The organism is uncultured Paracoccus sp., assembly GCF_947487305.1.
GTDB lineage: Bacteria > Pseudomonadota > Alphaproteobacteria > Rhodobacterales > Rhodobacteraceae > Paracoccus.
Genome location: NZ_CANKWH010000007.1, coordinates 162769 through 180512 on the forward strand (window position 1 = coordinate 162769; position 17744 = coordinate 180512).

Below are 17744 nucleotides of genomic sequence, written 5' to 3' on the forward strand. Positions count from 1 at the left end.
AAAACGGTCACTCACAAACTGCCCCTGCGAGGCTCTACCAAGGTGCCTGATCCCCGTCCAAACGGAAGAGGATCGGTTGAATTTGCCGCGTTTTCCGCGCTCAGCCCTGATCCGGCCCTTGGGCCAGTGGCCCATAGAGGATCAGCGCCGGCTGCGTCACCGGCGCATCGGCCAGCATCTCGGCCAGCCCGGCGATGGTGGTGCGGATCAGCCGCTGATGCGGATGGCTGACGGCTTCGGCGAACAGCGCCGGCGTCTCGCCCGAGAGGCCATGTTCCTGCAACCCGCGCGCCAGATCGGGAAAGCTGCGCTGGCCCATGAAGACAACCGTGGTGGTGGCCGGATCGGCAATGGCGGCCCAGTTGATGTCCCTGGGCAGCGCCCCGGTCACATCGGCGCCGGTCAGGAATTGCAGCCGCCGCGCGGTCAGCCGCCGGGTCAGCGGAATCTGCGCCGCCGCCGCCGCCGCCACGGCCGAGGGCACGCCCGGCACGATCTCGAAGGCGATCCCGGCTTCGTTCAGCGCGATGATTTCCTCTTCCAGACGCCCGAAGATTCCGGCATCGCCGGATTTCAGCCGCACCACCCGCTGCCCGGCCAGCGCATATTCGACCAAGAGCGCATTCACATGTTCCTGCTTGGCCGACGGCCGCCCGGCGCGCTTGCCGACCGGGACCAGTTCGGCCTCGGCATTGGCAAGCTCGAGAATCGGGCCCGAGGACAGATCGTCATAAAGCACCACCTCGGCCTCGCGCAGCCGCGCGGCGGCGCGCAGGGTCAGGAGTTCGGGATCACCCGGCCCCGAGGAGACCAGCGAGACAAATCCCTTTGCGTCGCCTTTTGCATCCGGCCCGGCCATGCGGTCTCTCCCTGAACTGCCTGCCCTGCCCGGTAGCAGCCCCGGCGCGGTGATCGCAAGCCTCTGATATTGCGAAACCACCCGCAAGTCCGCCCGCATCGCCGTTCTGCACAGGGATCGGGCAGGCGCAGGCGGAAACCCCTCGGGCCACGGGGCGGGCCTCTGCCGGCATCACCACCGCTTGCAGTCAATGCAACCACAGGTCTATCCTGAAGGAATCTATCCAGCCATTGGGGGGCCAGAGAAGATGACGAAACTCACCATAAACGGGCAAGAGGTCACGCTGGAGCTTGACCCCGAGACGCCCCTGCTCTGGGCGCTGCGCGATGAGCTGCGGCTGACCGGAACGAAATTCGGCTGCGGCGTGGCGCAATGCGGTGCCTGCACAGTCATGCTGGACGGCGCGCCGCGCCGGGCCTGCGTGACGCCGATCGGATCGATCGAAGGCTCGGAAGTGACCACCATCGAGGGCATGGCGGGGGCCGAGTTTGATGCCATCCAGACCGCCTGGCGCGCCATCGACGTGCCGCAATGCGGTTGGTGCCAGTCGGGCCAGATCATGCAGGCCACCGGTCTGCTGCAAATGGTGCCGGCACCGACCGACGAACAGATCGATCAGGCGATGGCCGGCAATATCTGCCGCTGCGCCACCTATCACCGCATCCGCGCCGCCATCCATGACGCGGCCAAGACGCTGGAGGGCTGAGCCATGACCATCCGCACCTCACGCCGTGCCTTCCTGTCCGGTGGCACCGGGCTGGTTCTGGCGCTGACCTTGCCGGTCCCCGGTCGCCGGCTTCTGGCGCAGGAGGCCGCCGCACCGGCCGCCGCCGCCATCCCGCCCAATGCCTTTGTCCGCATCGCCGGTGATGACACGGTGACGGTGATGATCAAGCATATCGAATTCGGCCAGGGCCCGATGACCGGGCTTGCGACGCTGGTGGCCGAAGAGCTTGACGCCGACTGGTCGCAGATGCGCGGCGCCTTGGCCCCGGCCAATGCCGCCTGGTATGGCAATGCCGTCCTTGGCGGGTTGCAGGGCACCGGCGGCTCGACCGCTTTGCCCAGCAGCTTCATGATCATGCGCCGGGCCGGCGCCGCCATGCGCGCCATGCTGGTCGAGGCCGCCGCCGCCGAATGGGGCGTGCCGGCAGCCGAGATCACCGTTTCGAAAGGCGTGATCGCCCATGCCGGTTCCGGCAAGCAATCGGGCTTAGGCGCGCTGGCCGAGGCGGCGGGCGCCCTGACCCCGCCCAGTGATCCGGTGCTTAAGACCCCTGAACAATGGACGCTCATCGGCACCGACCTGCACAAGCTCGACACCGACGAGAAGACCGACGGCAAGGCGATGTTCACGCTGGACCAGTATCCCGAGGGGGTGCAGGTCGTGGTGGTCGCCCATCCGCCGGCCTTTGGCGCCACGGTGGCTTCCGTCGATGACGCCGCCGCGCTGGCCGTGCCGGGGGTGCGCGCCGTGCATCAGATCCCGCAGGGCGTCGCCGTCTATGCCGACAACACCTTCGCCGCGCTCAAGGGCCGCGACGCGCTGACCGTCACCTGGGACGAGGCCAATGCCGAGACCCGCGACGATGCCGAACTGGCCGCGATGACGCTGGCGGCGGCGCGGCAGCCGGGGCTGACGGTCGAGGAAGAGGGCGGCGATCTGGCCGCGGCCTTTGCCGCCGAAGGATCGACCCTGCACGAGGCAGAGTATCAATTCCCCTTCCTCGCCCATGCGCCGCTCGAGGCGCTGGACGGGCTGCTGACCCTCTCGGGCGACACCGCACATGCCTCCTATGGCAGCCAGTTCCCCGGTCTCGACCAGCCGACCATTGCCGGCATTCTGGGTCTGGACCCGGCGAAGGTGACGCTGGACGTGATGCTGGCCGGTGGCTCTTTCGGTCGCCGGGCAACGGGTGACGCCCATCTGGCCGCCGAACTGGCCGAGGTCGCCAAGGCGGCGGGCGATGGCACATACAAGCTGATGTGGACGCGCGAGGATGACATCAAGGGCGGCTATTACCGCCCGATGACCGCCCATCGCTTCCGCGCCGCCACCGACGCTGACGGCAAGATCATCGCTTGGGAAAACGTGGTTTCGGGCCAGTCGCTGCTGGCCGGGACGCCGATGGAGCCGATGTTGCAGGGCGCACCCGATGCCACCGCCTTCGAAGGCTCGGTCGAACTGCCCTATGACCTCGGCGCGCGCCGGGTGGGATTCGAGCAGACCAAGACCGGCGTGCCGGTCCTCTGGTGGCGCTCGGTCGGCTCGACCCATACCGCCTTCGCCGTCGAGATGTTCCTCGACGAGGTGCTGGTGGGTGCCGGCAAGGACCCGGTGCAGGGGCGGCTTGACCTCTTGAAGCCCGAGGACCCGCGCCCGCGCGCGGTGATCGAGAAGGTGGCCGAGATGGCCGGCTGGAAAGGTCCGAGCGGGACCGAGGGCAAGGGCTATGGCATGGCCTATGCGAAAAGCTTCGGCACCTATGTCGCCCAGATCGCCGAGGTCGAGGATCGGGACGGCGCGCCCCATGTCACCCGCGTCTGGTGCGCGGTCGATTGCGGCGTGGCGGTGAACCCCAACATCATCCGCGCGCAGGTCGAGGGTGGCATTGGCTTCGGCCTCAGCGCCGCGCTGTTCAGCCAGATCACCTTCGGCGCCGGCGGTCGTGTGCAGGAAAGCAATTACGACAGCTACCGGATGCTCAGGATCGGCGAGATGCCGGATGTGCAGGTCGAGATCATCGCCAGCACCGCCGATCCCACCGGCATCGGCGAGCCGGGGGTGCCGCCGATCGGACCGGCGGTCGCCAATGCCTGGCGGGCGCTGACCGGAACCCAGACACGCAAACTTCCGATGGTTCAACGAGGGGTGGTGTAACCATGACGCGACTGACACTGACCGCCGCCGCCTCGGCGCTGGCGCTGATGATGGCTGCGCCGGCTTGGGCGCAGGAGGCTGCAACGACCGAAGCCCCGGCGGCTGAGGCCCCTGCGGCTGAGGCACCGGCGGCAGAAGCACCTGCCGAAGCCGCTCCGGCCGAAGCCGCACCCGCCGAAGCCGCCGGCCTGCAATCGCCCGAGGCGATCGAGGGGGCGGATGACGCCGCCCGCTCGGTGGCGCTCTTCGAGGAAATGGGCAAGGTCATCACCCATCCGCGCTGCCTGAACTGCCATCCCGTCACTGGTGGCCCGACGCAGGGCGATGACATGCACCCGCACAGCCCGCCGATGGTGCGCGGTTCAGCCGATTTCGGCCCGGACGGCCTCGCCTGCACCACCTGCCATGGGTCCGAGAATGTCGCCTATTCGGTCGAAAGCGGCTCGATCCCGGGCCATTCGCCCTGGCAGCTCGCGCCGGAAAGCATGGGCTGGGCCGGGCAGTCGCTGGCCGATATCTGCACCCAGATCAAGGACCCCGAAAGGAATGGCGGCCGCGATCTCGAGGCGCTGCACGAGCATATGGCCGAGGACGGTCTGGTGGGCTGGGCCTGGCAGCCGGGCGAGGGCCGCACCCCCGCGCCGGGCAATCAGGAGATCTTCGGTGCGCTGACCCGCGCCTGGATCGACACTGGCGCGGCCTGCCCGGTCTGACGACATGACCGGGGGCGCAGCATCCTGCGGCCCCGGTTCAACTTTCGTATGACCATCACAGCAACTGCTGTATCCTCGGTCTGGCCGACTCGCCGGCGGCGGAGGGGATCACAGCATGTCGATCAAGGGTCTCGCGCTGCTTCTATCGCTGCTTGCAAGCGCGTCCATGGCGCAGCAACTGGATGTGGAGTTCAAGGTCTTCGAGGACGGACAGGCGGCGGGCTGCGCCGGCAGCATCGTCGCCGGGCTTGATCCGAAGGGCGACGGCTTCCTGGCCGTGCGTTCCGGGCCGGGCACCGATTTCACCCGCATCGACGAGTTGCACAACGGCGATCTGGTGCGAACCTGCGCCCGCAGCGGCGACTGGATCGGCATCACCTATGGCCAGCCCCGCCGCAAGGGTTGGGTGCATGGCCGCTGGCTGGTGGACGGGGCCGGATAACCCCACCCCTCTCGCTCAGATATGCCCGATATCGCGCAGGTGCCCGGCCAGCAGGTCGGCATAGAGGGCCGGTGCCTCGACGCAGGGCAGATGGCCCACCCCCTCGATGATCTCCAGCCGCGCACCGCTGATGCGGTCGGTGAGGTCGCGCATCGCCTCGGGCGGGGTCGAGCCGTCGAGACTGCCTCCGATACAGAGGACCGGTCCCTGAACCCCGGCCAGCTTCTCGCGGAAATCGGCCTCGGCGATGGCGCGGCAGCACGCCAGATAGCCCGCCTGATCCTGCCGTTCCAGCATCAGCCGCCACGCCCCGCAGTCGGGCGTGGCGCGGAAGGCGGGCGAGAACCAGCGTTCCATGGTCGGCTCGGCAATGACACCGATGCCCCCGGCCTCGATGGCGGCGATGCGGTCGGTCCAGATCGCGCTTTCGCCGATCTTGGCGGCGGTGTTCGACAGAACCAACCCGCCGATGGCATCGCCGTGGCGCAGCGCCAGCGACTGCCCGATCAGCCCGCCGATGGACAGACCGACATAGACCGGCCGATCCAGCTCCAGCGCCGCGATGATGCCCGCCACGTCATCGGCCAGATCGTCGATGCTGACCGGCCCGGTGGTCTGCGACAGCCCGTGCCCGCGCTTGTCGGCGCGCACGATCCGCAGCCCCGGCGGCAGATGCGGCAGGATGGCGTCCCAGAGCCGGAAATCGGTGCCGAGCGAATTGGCAAAGATCACCGCCGGCGCATCGCGCGGGCCTTCATCGGCGACATGCAGGCGCACATGGCCCAGATCCAGAACATCAACCATCGGTAAGGCAACCCCACTTCATTTTCACCACCGCCCCGGCAGCCACGTTATCCAAGCCTCGGGCGAGGGTAAACCGGGTTGCGCCGGCCTGCCCCGCGCCGCACAACAGGACGACCGAAGGGAGACCGCCATGCCCGAACCCGACCTGATGACCCTGCTGACCGGCGATGCCGCCATCGCGGCGCTCTTCACCGACGCGGCCTGGCTGGCCCGGATCGGGCAGGTCGAGGCGGCGCTGTCGCTGGCCGCAGGCGATGCGGGCGTGGTTTCGACCGATCTCGCCCAACAGGCGGCAGCCTTCATCGACGGCTTCCAGCCCGACATGGAGGCCCTTCGCGCCGCCATGGTTCAGGACGGCCTGCCGGTGCCCGACTATGTGCGACAACTGAAAGCCGCCGCCGCCCCGGCCCTGCGCCCGGCTTTGCATGTCGGCGCCACCAGTCAGGACATTCTCGACACCGCGACGGTTCTGGTCCTCAGGGGGCTGAACGACCGCTTCGGCCCCGAGATCACCGCCCTGATCGCCGCGCTCGACGACCTCTCGGCGCGGCAAGGGACAGAACCGCTGATGGGCCGCACCCGGATGCAGGCGGCACTGCCGATCACCGCCGGCGACCGTCTGGCCGCATGGCGCGCGCCCCTGCCCCGGCACCTTGAGCGTCTGGCCCAGCTGCGGCCCCGTCTGGAACTGGTGCAATATGGCGGCCCCGTCGGTCTGCGCGGCGGGCCGGAAAAACGTGCCGAGGGCGATGCCATCGCCAATGCACTGGCCGACCGGCTGGGGCTGCACCGCGCGCCCTCGCCATGGCACAGCGCAAGGGACGGGATCGCCGAATATGCCGGCTGGCTGTCGCTGGTCACGGGGGCCACCGGCAAGATCGGACAGGACATCGCGCTGATGGCGCAGATGGGCGAGATCGGCCTTTCGGGCGGCGGCACCAGTTCAGCCATGCCGCACAAGCAGAATCCGGTCGGCGCCGAAACGCTGGTGACGCTGGCCCGCGACAATGCCGGGCAACTCTCACTGATGCATCAGGCATTGCTGCACGAACAGGAACGCTCGGGCGCGGCCTGGGTGCTGGAATGGCTGGCTTTGCCGCGCATGTTGCAGGCCACGGCCCGCTCTCTCGCGCTCTGCACCGACCTCATCGCCCGGGTTCAGCGGATCGGCGCAGCCTAGATCGGCAGCGCCGTCGTGCGAAACACCGTGCGCAGCGCGAAAGAGGAATGCATCTGCTGGACGCCCGGCAGCTTCGCCAGATGCTGGCGGTGAATGCGGGCGAAATCCTCGGTGTCATTGGCGACCACCTTCAGCAGGTAATCCGCCGCCCCCGACATCAGGTGGCATTCCAGCACATCGGGGATCTCGCGCACCGCGCGCTCAAAGGCCTCCAGCACCTCATCGGCCTGCCCCGACAGGGTGATCTCGACGAAAACCATGGTCTGCCGCCCGACCTTGCGGCGGTCCAGCAGCGCCACGTAATCGCGGATGAACCCCTCCTCCTCCAGCCGCCGCACCCGGCGATGACAGGCGCTGGCCGAGAGGTTCACCTTGGCGGCAAGGTCTGCATTGCTGATTCGCCCGTCCCGCTGAAGCAGGTCGAGGATGCGGCGGTCTATTGCGTCAATATCGTCCATGGCCGCAGTTTCTTCCAAATTGTGTCAATTTCAAGACAGAATCCACCATACCGGCCTGCGCCGATCCTGTCCTTTCGTCACACATTTCACTGTTTCCATGAGAGAATCCGCTCAAAACGACACCCAGCGGAGGACCCCATGCTGATCGGCTGCCCGAAAGAGATCAAACCCCAGGAATTCCGCGTCGGCGTCACCCCCGCCGCCGCGGCCGAGGCCGTGGCCCATGGCCACCGGCTGCTGGTCCAGACCGGGGCCGGCATCGGCTCGGGCTTCACCGATGCCGACTATCTGGCCGCCGGGGCCGAGATCGCCCCGGATGCGCGGGCCGTCTTCGATGCCGCCGAGATGATCGTGAAGGTGAAAGAGCCGCAGGCGGTCGAACGTGCCATGCTGCGCGAGGGGCAGGTGCTGTTCACCTATCTGCATCTCGCCCCCGATCCCGAGCAAACCCGCGACCTCCTGAATTCGGGCGTCACCGCCATCGCCTATGAAACCGTGACCGACCGCGCCGGCGGGCTGCCGCTTCTGGCGCCGATGTCCGAGGTGGCCGGCAAGCTGGCGCCGCAGGTCGGCGCCTGGACGCTGCAGAAGGCCAATGGCGGGCGCGGCGTGCTGATGGGCGGGGTGCCGGGCGTCGGGCCGGCCCGCGTGGTGGTGATCGGCGGCGGCGTCGTTGGCACCCATGCGGCGCGGGTCGCGGCGGGCATGGGCGCGGATGTGGTGGTCATGGACCGCTCGCTGCCCCGCATGCGCTATCTCGACGATACCTTCGGTGACAGCTTCAAGACCCAGTTCGCCAGCGGCGCCAATATCGCCGAACAGATCGCCCTGGCCGATATGGTCGTCGGCGCGGTGCTGATCCCCGGCGCCGCCGCGCCCAAGCTGATCTCGCGCGCGCAGCTCTCAACCATGAAGCCCGGCGCGGTTCTGGTCGATGTCGCCATCGATCAGGGCGGCTGTTTCGAGACCAGCCACGCCACCACCCATCAGGACCCGATCTACGAGGTCGACGGCATTATGCATTACTGCGTGGCGAACATGCCCGGCGCGGTGGCGCGCACCTCGACCATCGCGCTTGGCAATGCCACCATGCCCTTCCTTCTCGCCCTCGCCGACAAGGGCTGGCGGCAGGCCGTGCTGGACGATCCGCACCTGCGCGCCGGCCTCTCGACCCATCAGGGCAGGCTGACCTCGCTGCCCGTGGGCGAGGCGCTGCATCTGGACGCAGTGACACCGGAACAGGTGCTGGCGGCGTAAGGGGCATCACGCGACGAGCGTTTGCCCGGCGCTCCGGGCAAACGCTATTCGGCTCCGGCCGCCAGTCGTCTGGCTAATACCAGACTCAGGATCATGGCCGTCAGCAGAAAGACGGCACCGACACTCCAGGCAAGGGGCGTCGAATAGATCTCGGCCAGGGCTCCGGCCATGACCAGCCCGATCGCTGCCCCGAGTTGCTGGATCAGCGATCGAAGCGACAGCATGGTGGACCTCTGCCGATCCTCCACGCAGCGATGCAGGATGCTGCTCGCAGGCGTCTCGCTTGCTCCGAGAAGGATGGAATAGAGCACAAAGACGCCGACAAACCCGGCAATGCCGCCCACCATGGCCAAGGCCAGTTGAACGAGCGCCAGACAGGCAAAGATAGCCGCAAGCGTGACGGCGTTGCGACGCCTGAACATCCGGCTGATATGGGGCGACAGCCACGCACCGAAAGCGATGGCGAAGAAATATCCCGCCGTCAGCGCACCGATGGCGGTGTTGGCGTAACCGTCGTCCAGCATTGGCTTGGCATAGGTCGGCCAGATCACCTCGACCGGATTGGTCGCCATCAGGAACAGCGCCAGCGCGACCAGAAGCAGGGACAGCGTCGGATGTCTCAACGCCAGAACGCCAGCCTCGGCGATCACCGACGGGACCCTTGCGAAGCCTTGTCCGAGTGCCTTGGGGTTCAGCGGGCGTGGCTCGTCCGCGATGGCGAGCAGGGTGTAAACCAGCACGCCGACCATCACGACGAAGCTTGCGGCGTAGGACACATCATAGATGCTGACCCCATGCTGGAAGGTCATCGCGCCGAACGCATCTGGCAGCAGACCCCCCAGAACCGCACCGACAGCCAGGCCCATCGCATTGGCCCATTGCGCTTTCGCCAGAGCGGGTTGGACATCCACATTTGGCGCAGCGGCTTTAAAGGTTTCGACAAACCACGCATCAAGCGTGCCCGACCGCAGCGCGCGTCCAAAGCCAATGAAGGCGAAGGAAAGCGCCAGCACCCCGAAGTCGCTGGATGACAGAAACAGTGCCAGCGAAATCAGGCTGGCAATCACCGCCGCGAGGAAAACCGGCTTGCGACCGATATTGTCGGCCAAACCGCCGAAGGGCAGTTCCATCGCCATGGTCGTCAGCGAGTAGACCCCGAAGAGCAGCGAAATCTGGAACAGGTCCATGCCACGATCCGTCAGCGCCAGCGCCACCACGGCGACGGTGAGGCCCATGGCAAAACGGTCGAAAAACTGGTGGATCTGAAACACCCGGATGTGGCGTCGCGCCGTCTCCGTCAAGTCTTTGAAAGCGAACTCGATCTCTGTCGACATGACGGCAGCATCCGCCTTTGCTCAGCCCTGCGCAAGAACCGGTCATGCGGACGGCCAGAGGAAACAGCTGCCCCACCCCGCAACAGCGCCTCCCCGGTGCACGGCCTGTGCAAACCCTGTGCACCCGCTGTGCGCGCCCAGTGCGGCTCCAAACCCAGCATTTGCTGACCGAACCCTACACCTGTTGCGATCTTCACCGCAGCAGCGCACGCAGCTGTTGCGCCATGCAAAAAGGGCGTGCCGGTCTGGCACGCCCTCAACGCATCTCGCTCGGGTCGGATCAGGCCGCGCGGGTGGCCAGCAGATCGCGGATCTGGGCCAGCAGCTCTTCCTGGGTCGGGCCGGCGGGGGCTTCTTCCACGACTTCCGCCTTGGCGGTGGTCGCGTCCTTGATGCGGTTCACGCCCTTGACCAGCAGGAACACGACGAAGGCGATGATCAGGAAGTTGATCACGGCGGACAGGAAGGAACCATAGGCAAAAACGTTCGCGCCAGCATCGCGCGCAGCCTGCAGGCCAGCGCCTTCGGGCGCGGTGCCCGACAGCACGAAATACTTGCTGCTGAAGTCGGTCCCGCCGGTGATGATGCCGATGATCGGGTTGATCAGGTCCCCCACCAGAGAGGTGACGATGGCCGTAAAGGCCGCACCGATGATGATACCGACCGCCATGTCCATGACATTGCCGCGGGCGATAAACTCCTTGAATTCTTTGATCACGTCTTTACCTCGCTAAAACGCCGCGCTTTGTTGCGCGCTAACGGGGCGTTTACCACAAACTCATGCCCCGCAACAAATAGTAAGGTGCGAACATGTCGAAATTGGCAGATTTCCCCATCACCCATCGCTGGCCGCCACGGCGCGAAGACGTGATCCAGCTCTATTCGCTGGGGACGCCGAACGGGGTCAAGGTCTCGATCATGCTCGAGGAACTGGGCGTCGAGTATGACGTGCATCGGGTCAGCATCGGCGACCCGGCCGATCAGCTGACACCCGAATTTCTCAGCCTGAACCCGAACAACAAGATCCCTGCCCTGATCGACCCGAACGGCCCGGATGGCGCGCCTATCGGGTTGTGGGAATCGGGCGCGATCCTGACCTATCTGGGCGACAAGTACGGCCGCTTCCTGCCGCAATCCGGGGCGGCGCGCTGGCACACGCTGCAATGGCTGTTCTTCCAGATGGGCGGCATCGGCCCGATGTTCGGGCAGGTCGGCTTTTTCCACCGCTACAAGGGGAAAGAGATCGAGGACCCGCGCCCGCGCGAACGTTACTATAACGAGGCCCGGCGGCTTCTGGGCGTGCTCGACCGGCAGTTGCAGGGGCGCGACTGGATCACCGGGGACTATTCGGTGGCAGATATCGCCACGGCACCTTGGGTGCGGACGCTGACGCGGTTCTACGAGGCCGACAAGGAGGTGGGGCTGGCCGATTTCACCAATGTCACCGCCTGGGTCGACCGGTTCGAGGCGCGCCCGGCGGTCCAGCGCGGCTGGAACCAGCCACCCATTCCCGAAACGACTAAATGACAAACGCGCGGCGGTCCCATGGGCCGCCGCGCATTCTTTTTCGGATCGTCGGGGCTCAGCCGCCCATCACCCCGCGGATCAGGAAGTAGATCAGCGAAGGCCCGAGCAGGCATCCAAGCCCCGTGTAGAAGGTCGCGGTCATCGCGCCATAGGGCACCAGCCGCTTGTCGGTCGCGGCCAAGCCACCCGCGACACCGCTGGTCGTGCCCATCAGCCCGCCATAGGCCATCGCCGCCTTGGGATTGTTCAGCCCGATCAGCGGCGCGATGAAGGGCGTGCCGACCATGACCAGCACCGATTTGATCAGCCCGGCAGCGACCGACAGCGCGATGACCTCGCTCGAGGCGCCAAGGGCCGAGCCGGTGACCGGGCCGACGATATAGGTCGCAGCCCCCGCGCCAAGCGTCGTCATGCTGACCGCATCGCTATAGCCGAACATCAGCGCAACAGCCGCACCGACGATGAAGGAGAGGAAGATCCCCAGCGCCAGCGACAGAACACCAACGAGCCCCGAACGCCGGATCTCGCCCAGATCAACGCCGTAAGCGGTCGAAACGATGGCGAAATCGCGCAGCATCGCCCCGCCCATCACCCCCAGCCCCGCAAACAGCGGCACATCGGAGAGGCCCTTGCTGCCGCCGGTAAAATGGCCGCCGATATAGGCCAGCAGCAGCCCGACGATGATCGCCACGGCCGAGCCGTGCAGCCGGCCACGGGTCAGGTGATGCGAGGCGTAATAGCTGAGCCACATCACCGCACCGACGATCAGGAAGGCGAAGAGCAGCCCGTTCTTGATCAGCACATTTGCAATCAGTTCCATGGTTCAGACCTCCTCGGCTTCATCGACCGGGGGCAGCGGCGCTTCGGCCCCGCCGATCCGCGCCAGCACCGGCACCAAGGCCCAGCAGACGACGGTGGCGCCAACACCAGCCAGCAGCGCCACGGGACCGCCCTTGACCGCCGAGACGACGTTCTGGGTCGAGGCCATGGCGACGACGATGGGGATATACATGGCGCTCCAGAACAGCACGCCCTCGGCGCTGTGCTGGGGGAAATGGCCGCTGCGGCGCATCCGGTCGGTCAGCACGATCAGAAGCAGCATGGCAAAGCCCACGCCGCCGACATTCGATTCCACGTTCAGCAGCGCGCCAAGCGCATCGCCCACGACCATACCCGCCAGAAGGCAGCCAGCCAGAACGGCGACTCCATAGATAATCATTCGTCCCTCCTCCCTGAGGTTCGGCGCGCGCGGGACCCCTCCTGGCCCGCGGCGCGCCGGTCAATCACTTGTAAAGATCGGCATAGGTCTTGCGCAGCTCGGCCTTCTGGACCTTGCCCATGACGTTGCGCGGCAATTCCTTGACGAACAGGACCTTCTTCGGCTGCTTGTAGCGCGCCAGCTTGTCTCCGATGGCGGCGATGATCCCGGTCTCGTCGAGGCTCGCCCCGCCCTGCGGCACGACCACGGCGGTCACGCCCTCGCCCAGATCGGGATGCGACAGGCCGATCACGGCGCTTTCCAGCACGCCGGGAATGTCGTCGATCAGCCCCTCGATTTCCTTCGGATAGACGTTGTAGCCGCCCGAGATGACCAGATCCTTGTCGCGCCCGACGATGCGCAGGTAGCCGTCGTCACCGATCTGCCCCAGATCGCCGGTGATGAAGAAGCCGTCGTCGCGGAACTCGGAGGCGGTCTTTTCCGGCATCTGCCAATAGCCCTCGAAGACGTTCGGACCCCGCACCTCGATCGCACCGATCTCGCCATCGGGCAGGGTCGCGCCGCTCTCGCGGTCGGTGATGCGGATCTCGATCCCCGGCAGGGCCATGCCGACCGCGCCGGGCTTGCGGGCGCCGTCATAGGGGTTCGTTGTGATCATGCAGGTTTCGGTCATGCCATAGCGTTCGAGGATCGGATGGCCGGTGCGCTCCTCGAAGGCGCGGTGATCTTCGGCCAGCAGCGGGGCGGAACCGGATACGAAAAGCCGCATCTTCGCGGTGGTGTCGCGGTTCAGCCGGTCGGATTTCAGCAGCCGGGTGTAGAAGGTCGGCACGCCCATCAGCACGGTCGCATCGGCCATCAGGTCGATCGCCTCTTCGCCATCGAACTTGGTCAGCCAGATCATCGTCGCGCCGGCGACGATGGACATGTTCGCCGCCACGAACAGGCCATGGGTGTGAAAGATCGGCAGTGCATGGATCAGCCGGTCCTCGGCGGTATAGCGCCAGCTGTTCAGCAGCGCGGCGGTGTTCGAGGCGAGGTTGCCATGGGTCAGCACCGCACCCTTCGAGCGCCCGGTGGTGCCCGAGGTGTAAAGGATCGCGGCCGGATCGCTCATGACACGCTCAACGCGATCGGCGCGCGGCGTTGCCGCCTCGGCCAGCGCCATCAGCGAGCCGTCGCCCTTGGCGCCGAGGCTTTCGACGCGCAGGCCCGCCGTCTCGCGCGCCTTGTGATCGGCCAGCGTCGCCGGTGTGCAGACAAAAAGGCGCGGCGCGGCATCGCCGAGAAAATAATCGATCTCGGCCCCGGTATAGGCGGTGTTCAGCGGCAGGTAGACCCCGCCCAATTGCAGCGTGGCGAGATAGAGGCAGATCGCCTCGGGGCTCTTGTCGGTCTGCACCGCCACCCGGTCGCCGGGCCGGACGCCGATCTCGGTCAGCACGGCGGCGAAACGCTCGACCAGCACGCGGGCCTCGGCATAGGTGATGTCGGGTTGACCCGGACGCTCGAACAGCGCCTTGCCGGGTCGGGCCTCGGCCGAGGCGATGAAGCTTTGATGAATGGTCTGCATGGTCCCCTCCCCGGATGCAGTCAGCGTGACAGGATGGCGGCCAGTGGCGCGCCGGTGGCGATGGTGCCGTCGCGGACAAAGGCCTCGTGCTGGGCCTCGATCGCGGCGGGTTCGTAGAGATAGTTGATCATCAGCCCATGGGCGCGCTTCACCGCCCCGTCCGAGCGGTCGCCGGGCCAGTTGACGCGCCATGCGGCGGCACCATTGCCCAGATGGAAACGCGCCACCGGATCGCGCGGCGCACCGGATTTCGACCGGGCTTCGGTGAAATAGCGCGCGGCCAGCGTCTCGACCTGTGGTTTCAGCCGCTCGGCCTCGGCGGCATCCATCAGCCACGCGCCCTGATCCAGTTCCTCGGCCAGCTTCACCGCTTCCGGTTCTTTCACTCCACTCAACCAGCCGGCAAAGCCCGGCGCGGGTGACAGCGTAACATAGGTCGTCAGCGAGGGCAGTTCGGCGGCCAGTTCCGCGACCACCTGCTTGATCAGGAAATTGCCGAAGGACACGCCCTTCAGCCCGGCCAGCGTGTTGTTTATCGAGTAAAAGACGGCGGTATCGGCATCCTCGGCCAGATCGAGCGCGGGGGCGTTCAGGATCGGCGCGATCTCGGCGGGCGTGTCGTGCATCAGCGCCACCTCAACGAAGATCAGCGGCTCGTCGCCGGTCGCCGGGTGGAAGAAGGCATAGAAGCGGCGATCGGCGGGATCGAGACGGCGGCGCAGATCCTGCCAGCCCTTCATCGGGTGCACCGTCTCATAGCCCATGATCTTTTCCAGCACATTGGCCGGTGTCGACCAGTCGATGCGCTGGATGGTCAGAAAGCCGCGATTGAACCACGAGGCAAAGAGATGGCCGAAATCGCTGTCGAGCGGCGCCAGTTTGGGATCATCCGCGATGGCCTTCAGCAGGTCGGCGCGCATATGGACCAGTTTCAGCGTGGCCCCCGGCGCGGTGTTCAGCCGGCGCAGCAGGGTCTGGCGCGGCGGCTCGACGGCATTGAACAGTGGCACCAGCGTCCGGGCCGAAGGATCGGCGTCATAGGCGGCGAAGGCGGCGCGGATGGCCTCGGGCGAGGAGTTGAAGCGGTCGCGCAGCATGACGAAGAAGTCGTGACGCTCGGGCTTGGTCAGTTGGGCATAGGCGGCCAGCGCCTGCTCGGCCACGGCGACGCGGGCGGCATCGCCGATCCGGCCCATCAGCACGTCACAGGCGGCGGTCAGACGCTCGGAGGCAGGGCGCGAGAGGGCGTTGCGGGCGGCGGCTTCCTCGGTGATCGGCGCGCGCTTGCCGCGACGCTCGTTGCCGGTGATCGCCTGCACCAGATCGTTCAGAAATGCCAGTTTCGGTCTTGCCATGACGTGTCCTCCTCCCCATCGTTATACATAACTAAATACGTGTTGTATATAACAAGATTGTTGTTGGACACTTCAGCGGGATGGCGTAATTTTGTGGTGCCTTTGCAATCGCTTGATGGATGACGCCGTGACCAGCCCCGCCAAACCGACCGTGCAGCAGATCCGGCAGGTGCTGGAAAACGCCATCGTCGATGGCCGATTCGTGCCGGGGGAAAAGCTGGACCTCGAGGCCTTGGCGGTGGAATTCGCCTGTTCGCGCACGCCGATCCGCGAGGCGCTGCAGGCGTTGGAAGCCTCAGGGCTGGTCAAGGTCGAACCGAAGCGCGGGACCTTCGTCACCGAGCTGGATGTAGTCGAGCTGACCGAGCGGTTCGAGGTGATGGCGGAGTTGGAGGCGATGTGCGCGCGGCTGGCCGCCACCCGCGCCTCGGGTCCGGAGCTGGCGCGCATCCATGCGGCACAGGCCGCCTGTGACGAGGCCGCGCGCACCGGCGACAGCGATGCCTATTACCACGAGAACCGGGCCTTCCATCTGGCCATCTATGCGGCGTCGGGAAACCGGTTCCTCGAGGCCGAGGCGCAGCGGCTGCAGACCATGTTGCAACCCTATCGCCGGCGTCAGCTGACCGTCAGGGGACGGATGATGCGCTCGCTGCAGGAACATGCGACCATCGTCGCGCGGATCGAGGCGGGCGATGCCACTGGCGCCGCCGAGGTGATGAACGCCCATGTCCGCATTCAGGGCGACCGCTTCCATGAGCTGGTCGCCTCGCTCAGGACGGGGTAGTCGGCCGGCCCGAAGGCCGGCCGGCCCGCTTTGTTGGCCGGATTACTCGGCCGCCGCCAGCTTGTCGTCGATGATCTTCTTCAGGTCTTCCCAGGGCTGGTTCTGCACCTTCTCGTCACCGATGATGAAGGTCGGCGTCGCATCGATCTCGTCAGCACCGGCATTGGTCTGGAAGGTGGCGACCAGCTGCTCGACCTTGGCGGTGTCGTTCCAGCAGGCGGTCATCTGTTCTTCGGACATGCCGGCCTTCAGGCCGATCTTGCGCAAATTTGCGGCGATCGCATCGCCCGAGTCGCCCGCCAGCCATTTCTTCTGCTCGTCGAACAGCATGTCCGAGACGGCGTAATATTTGTCATCGCCGCCGCAGCGGGCAAGGATCCCGGCCCAGAGGCCCACGGCGTCGAAGTAGATGTCGCGTTGGACGAAGCGGACCTTGCCGGTATCGACATATTCGGCCTTCAGCTTCGGCCAGTTCTCGTCGTGGAAATTGGCGCAATGGCCGCAGGTAAAGCTGGCATATTCATAGATGGTCAGCGGCGCATCCTCGGCCCCCAGCGCGATGTCGGGCAGGGTTTCGGCAGCGGCACCCTCGGCCGGGGCGGCCTCGGAGGTCGCGTCGGCGGTTGCAGCCTCAGCCGTCGCCGGGGCCTCCGTGGATTTGGCGGCGTCAGCGGGGGCGGCCTCGGTGGTCGCCTCGGCCTCGGGCGTGGTGGTGCTGTCGGTCTGGGCATAGGCCGGCAGCGCCAGCAGCAGTGCCAGCGCGGTCAGGGTCGGTCGAAGGGTCATGCGAAATCCTCTCGGTTCTGTCTTGTCTTGCGATGGGCGTGGTTGAGGGCCAGAAGCTGCATCGCCGCAGCCAGTCCCTCATCGGTAAAACGTTCTGCAACCTCTTCCGCCTGCCTCAGCATGGCGGGACTGGGTTCCGGTGCCGCCACGGGCTTGGCGAGAAAACGCGCCTGGCCCTCGGCAAAGCCCTCGGGCGCGGTCTGGGTCAACAGAATGCGTTGCACGGCGTTATAGCCATAGCAGGCATTCACCCGGTCCTTCAGCTGCGGCAGCTGCATCTCGACCATCGGCGCGACCGGCCCCATGGTCAGCACGGTCAGCGTGGCGCCAAAGCCGCCGCGCGAATGGCTGATCTTCACCGGCCGTGTCACCGCCGCCAGTTGCTCGCCGGCGACCTCGGGCCAATGGGTCAGAAGCCGCGTCACCGCGAAGCCGCGCCCTTCTGATGCGCTTTGCACCGGGGCCTCGACCAGCTTGGCCGCCGGCTCGAACCCGCGCATCCGGCGCCGGGGCGTCTTGGCGATGTCTTTCCTATGGGCCATGGCCGCCTGATTGGTTATCACCCTGTC

The 17744-nt window shown here is 66.6% G+C and carries 19 protein-coding genes; 8 read left to right on the forward strand and 11 right to left on the reverse strand.

Annotation, left to right across the window (positions count from 1 at the left end):
- Window positions 1-100 precede the first annotated feature (100 nt).
- The gene (cobA, locus tag Q1A36_RS10825; RefSeq protein ID WP_299843430.1) at window positions 101-859 is read right to left on the reverse strand and encodes a uroporphyrinogen-III C-methyltransferase; all 759 of its coding nucleotides are present in this window, start codon (window positions 857-859) and stop codon (window positions 101-103) included.
- 247 nt (window positions 860-1106) lie between these two features.
- Between cobA and Q1A36_RS10830 the strand changes: the two genes are divergently transcribed.
- From Q1A36_RS10830 to Q1A36_RS10845, 4 genes are all read left to right on the forward strand, one after another.
- Window positions 1107-1565, forward strand: coding sequence for a (2Fe-2S)-binding protein (locus Q1A36_RS10830; RefSeq protein ID WP_299843433.1), 459 nt, complete (start codon window positions 1107-1109; stop codon window positions 1563-1565).
- A 3-nt stretch (window positions 1566-1568) separates the two neighbouring features.
- Window positions 1569-3740: a xanthine dehydrogenase family protein molybdopterin-binding subunit gene (locus Q1A36_RS10835; RefSeq protein WP_299843436.1), complete on the forward strand. Its 2172-nt coding sequence runs from the start codon at window positions 1569-1571 to the stop codon at window positions 3738-3740.
- A gap of 2 nt (window positions 3741-3742) precedes the next feature.
- The gene (locus Q1A36_RS10840; protein WP_299843439.1) at window positions 3743-4453 is read left to right on the forward strand and encodes an Isoquinoline 1-oxidoreductase subunit; all 711 of its coding nucleotides are present in this window, start codon (window positions 3743-3745) and stop codon (window positions 4451-4453) included.
- 115 nt (window positions 4454-4568) lie between these two features.
- Window positions 4569-4895 carry an SH3 domain-containing protein gene (locus Q1A36_RS10845; protein ID WP_299843442.1) on the forward strand — a complete coding sequence of 109 codons (327 nt, stop codon included), beginning with the start codon at window positions 4569-4571 and terminating at the stop codon, window positions 4893-4895.
- A 15-nt stretch (window positions 4896-4910) separates the two neighbouring features.
- Here Q1A36_RS10845 and pcaD read toward each other — a convergent pair whose 3' ends face one another.
- Entirely contained in the window at window positions 4911-5699 is a 789-nt protein-coding gene (pcaD, locus tag Q1A36_RS10850) for a 3-oxoadipate enol-lactonase (protein WP_299843445.1), read from the reverse strand.
- A gap of 130 nt (window positions 5700-5829) precedes the next feature.
- On the opposite strand from pcaD, the gene Q1A36_RS10855 reads away from it, so the two are divergent.
- Window positions 5830-6879 (forward strand): 3-carboxy-cis,cis-muconate cycloisomerase, encoded by a 1050-nt coding sequence (locus tag Q1A36_RS10855; RefSeq protein WP_299843448.1) that lies wholly within the window; start codon window positions 5830-5832, stop codon window positions 6877-6879.
- Here the strand turns inward: Q1A36_RS10855 and Q1A36_RS10860 are convergent.
- On the reverse strand, window positions 6876-7337 hold the full coding sequence (locus Q1A36_RS10860) for an Lrp/AsnC family transcriptional regulator (protein ID WP_101753690.1): 462 nt from the start codon (window positions 7335-7337) through the stop codon (window positions 6876-6878). The genes Q1A36_RS10855 and Q1A36_RS10860 overlap by 4 nt on opposite strands.
- Window positions 7338-7475: 138 nt before the next feature.
- Between Q1A36_RS10860 and ald the strand changes: the two genes are divergently transcribed.
- Complete coding sequence (gene ald, locus Q1A36_RS10865) at window positions 7476-8594, forward strand: alanine dehydrogenase (RefSeq protein ID WP_299843452.1); 1119 nt, start codon at window positions 7476-7478, stop codon at window positions 8592-8594.
- Between the two features lie 44 nt (window positions 8595-8638).
- Here the strand turns inward: ald and Q1A36_RS10870 are convergent, their stop codons facing one another.
- Window positions 8639-9928, reverse strand: coding sequence for an MFS transporter (locus Q1A36_RS10870; RefSeq protein WP_299843455.1), 1290 nt, complete (start codon window positions 9926-9928; stop codon window positions 8639-8641).
- A gap of 280 nt (window positions 9929-10208) precedes the next feature.
- A complete protein-coding gene (gene mscL / locus Q1A36_RS10875) occupies window positions 10209-10646 on the reverse strand; it encodes a large conductance mechanosensitive channel protein MscL (protein WP_101753687.1) in 438 nt (145 codons plus the stop codon).
- A gap of 92 nt (window positions 10647-10738) precedes the next feature.
- Here mscL and Q1A36_RS10880 point away from each other — a divergent pair, with 92 nt between their 5' ends.
- On the forward strand, window positions 10739-11455 hold the full coding sequence (locus Q1A36_RS10880; RefSeq protein ID WP_299843460.1) for a glutathione S-transferase N-terminal domain-containing protein: 717 nt from the start codon (window positions 10739-10741) through the stop codon (window positions 11453-11455).
- Window positions 11456-11510: 55 nt separating this feature from the next.
- Here Q1A36_RS10880 and madM read toward each other — a convergent pair whose 3' ends face one another.
- From madM to Q1A36_RS10900, 4 genes are all read right to left on the reverse strand, one after another.
- Window positions 11511-12275, reverse strand: a complete 765-nt coding sequence (gene madM / locus Q1A36_RS10885) for a malonate transporter subunit MadM (protein ID WP_299843462.1) — start codon at window positions 12273-12275, stop codon at window positions 11511-11513.
- A 3-nt stretch (window positions 12276-12278) separates the two neighbouring features.
- Complete coding sequence (madL, locus tag Q1A36_RS10890; RefSeq protein ID WP_101753684.1) at window positions 12279-12674, reverse strand: malonate transporter subunit MadL; 396 nt, start codon at window positions 12672-12674, stop codon at window positions 12279-12281.
- 64 nt (window positions 12675-12738) lie between these two features.
- On the reverse strand, window positions 12739-14247 hold the full coding sequence (locus Q1A36_RS10895) for a malonyl-CoA synthase (RefSeq protein WP_299843466.1): 1509 nt from the start codon (window positions 14245-14247) through the stop codon (window positions 12739-12741).
- Window positions 14248-14267: 20 nt separating this feature from the next.
- Complete coding sequence (locus Q1A36_RS10900; protein WP_299843469.1) at window positions 14268-15602, reverse strand: malonyl-CoA decarboxylase; 1335 nt, start codon at window positions 15600-15602, stop codon at window positions 14268-14270.
- 115 nt (window positions 15603-15717) lie between these two features.
- On the opposite strand from Q1A36_RS10900, the gene Q1A36_RS10905 reads away from it, so the two are divergent.
- Window positions 15718-16389, forward strand: a complete 672-nt coding sequence (locus tag Q1A36_RS10905) for a GntR family transcriptional regulator (RefSeq protein ID WP_299843474.1) — start codon at window positions 15718-15720, stop codon at window positions 16387-16389.
- Window positions 16390-16431: 42 nt separating this feature from the next.
- On the opposite strand, the gene Q1A36_RS10910 is transcribed toward Q1A36_RS10905, so the two are convergent.
- Together Q1A36_RS10910 and Q1A36_RS10915 are read right to left on the reverse strand one after the other, a co-directional pair.
- On the reverse strand, window positions 16432-17175 hold the full coding sequence (locus Q1A36_RS10910; RefSeq protein WP_299843477.1) for a DsbA family protein: 744 nt from the start codon (window positions 17173-17175) through the stop codon (window positions 16432-16434).
- A complete protein-coding gene (locus tag Q1A36_RS10915) occupies window positions 17172-17717 on the reverse strand; it encodes a DUF721 domain-containing protein (protein ID WP_299843480.1) in 546 nt (181 codons plus the stop codon). Before Q1A36_RS10915 ends, Q1A36_RS10910 begins: the two co-directional genes overlap by 4 nt.
- Window positions 17718-17744 lie beyond the last annotated feature (27 nt).

Bases quoted from the DNA above. Each gene is read 5' to 3' on its own strand.
- madL (WP_101753684.1), bottom strand. From the start codon at position 12,674: ATGATTATCTATGGAGTCGCCGTTCTGGCTGGCTGCCTTCTGGCGGGT.
- Q1A36_RS10855 (WP_299843448.1), top strand. From the start codon at position 5,830: ATGCCCGAACCCGACCTGATGACCCTGCTGACCGGCGATGCCGCCATC.
- ald (WP_299843452.1), top strand. From the start codon at position 7,476: ATGCTGATCGGCTGCCCGAAAGAGATCAAACCCCAGGAATTCCGCGTC.
- pcaD (WP_299843445.1), bottom strand. From the start codon at position 5,699: ATGGTTGATGTTCTGGATCTGGGCCATGTGCGCCTGCATGTCGCCGAT.
- Q1A36_RS10845 (WP_299843442.1), top strand. From the start codon at position 4,569: ATGTCGATCAAGGGTCTCGCGCTGCTTCTATCGCTGCTTGCAAGCGCG.
- Q1A36_RS10895 (WP_299843466.1), bottom strand. From the start codon at position 14,247: ATGCAGACCATTCATCAAAGCTTCATCGCCTCGGCCGAGGCCCGACCC.
- cobA (WP_299843430.1), bottom strand. From the start codon at position 859: ATGGCCGGGCCGGATGCAAAAGGCGACGCAAAGGGATTTGTCTCGCTG.
- Q1A36_RS10870 (WP_299843455.1), bottom strand. From the start codon at position 9,928: ATGTCGACAGAGATCGAGTTCGCTTTCAAAGACTTGACGGAGACGGCG.
- Q1A36_RS10910 (WP_299843477.1), bottom strand. From the start codon at position 17,175: ATGACCCTTCGACCGACCCTGACCGCGCTGGCACTGCTGCTGGCGCTG.
- Q1A36_RS10905 (WP_299843474.1), top strand. From the start codon at position 15,718: ATGGATGACGCCGTGACCAGCCCCGCCAAACCGACCGTGCAGCAGATC.
- Q1A36_RS10835 (WP_299843436.1), top strand. From the start codon at position 1,569: ATGACCATCCGCACCTCACGCCGTGCCTTCCTGTCCGGTGGCACCGGG.
- madM (WP_299843462.1), bottom strand. From the start codon at position 12,275: ATGGAACTGATTGCAAATGTGCTGATCAAGAACGGGCTGCTCTTCGCC.
- Q1A36_RS10860 (WP_101753690.1), bottom strand. From the start codon at position 7,337: ATGGACGATATTGACGCAATAGACCGCCGCATCCTCGACCTGCTTCAG.
- Q1A36_RS10900 (WP_299843469.1), bottom strand. From the start codon at position 15,602: ATGGCAAGACCGAAACTGGCATTTCTGAACGATCTGGTGCAGGCGATC.
- Q1A36_RS10880 (WP_299843460.1), top strand. From the start codon at position 10,739: ATGTCGAAATTGGCAGATTTCCCCATCACCCATCGCTGGCCGCCACGG.
- Q1A36_RS10830 (WP_299843433.1), top strand. From the start codon at position 1,107: ATGACGAAACTCACCATAAACGGGCAAGAGGTCACGCTGGAGCTTGAC.
- Q1A36_RS10915 (WP_299843480.1), bottom strand. From the start codon at position 17,717: ATGGCCCATAGGAAAGACATCGCCAAGACGCCCCGGCGCCGGATGCGC.
- Q1A36_RS10840 (WP_299843439.1), top strand. From the start codon at position 3,743: ATGACGCGACTGACACTGACCGCCGCCGCCTCGGCGCTGGCGCTGATG.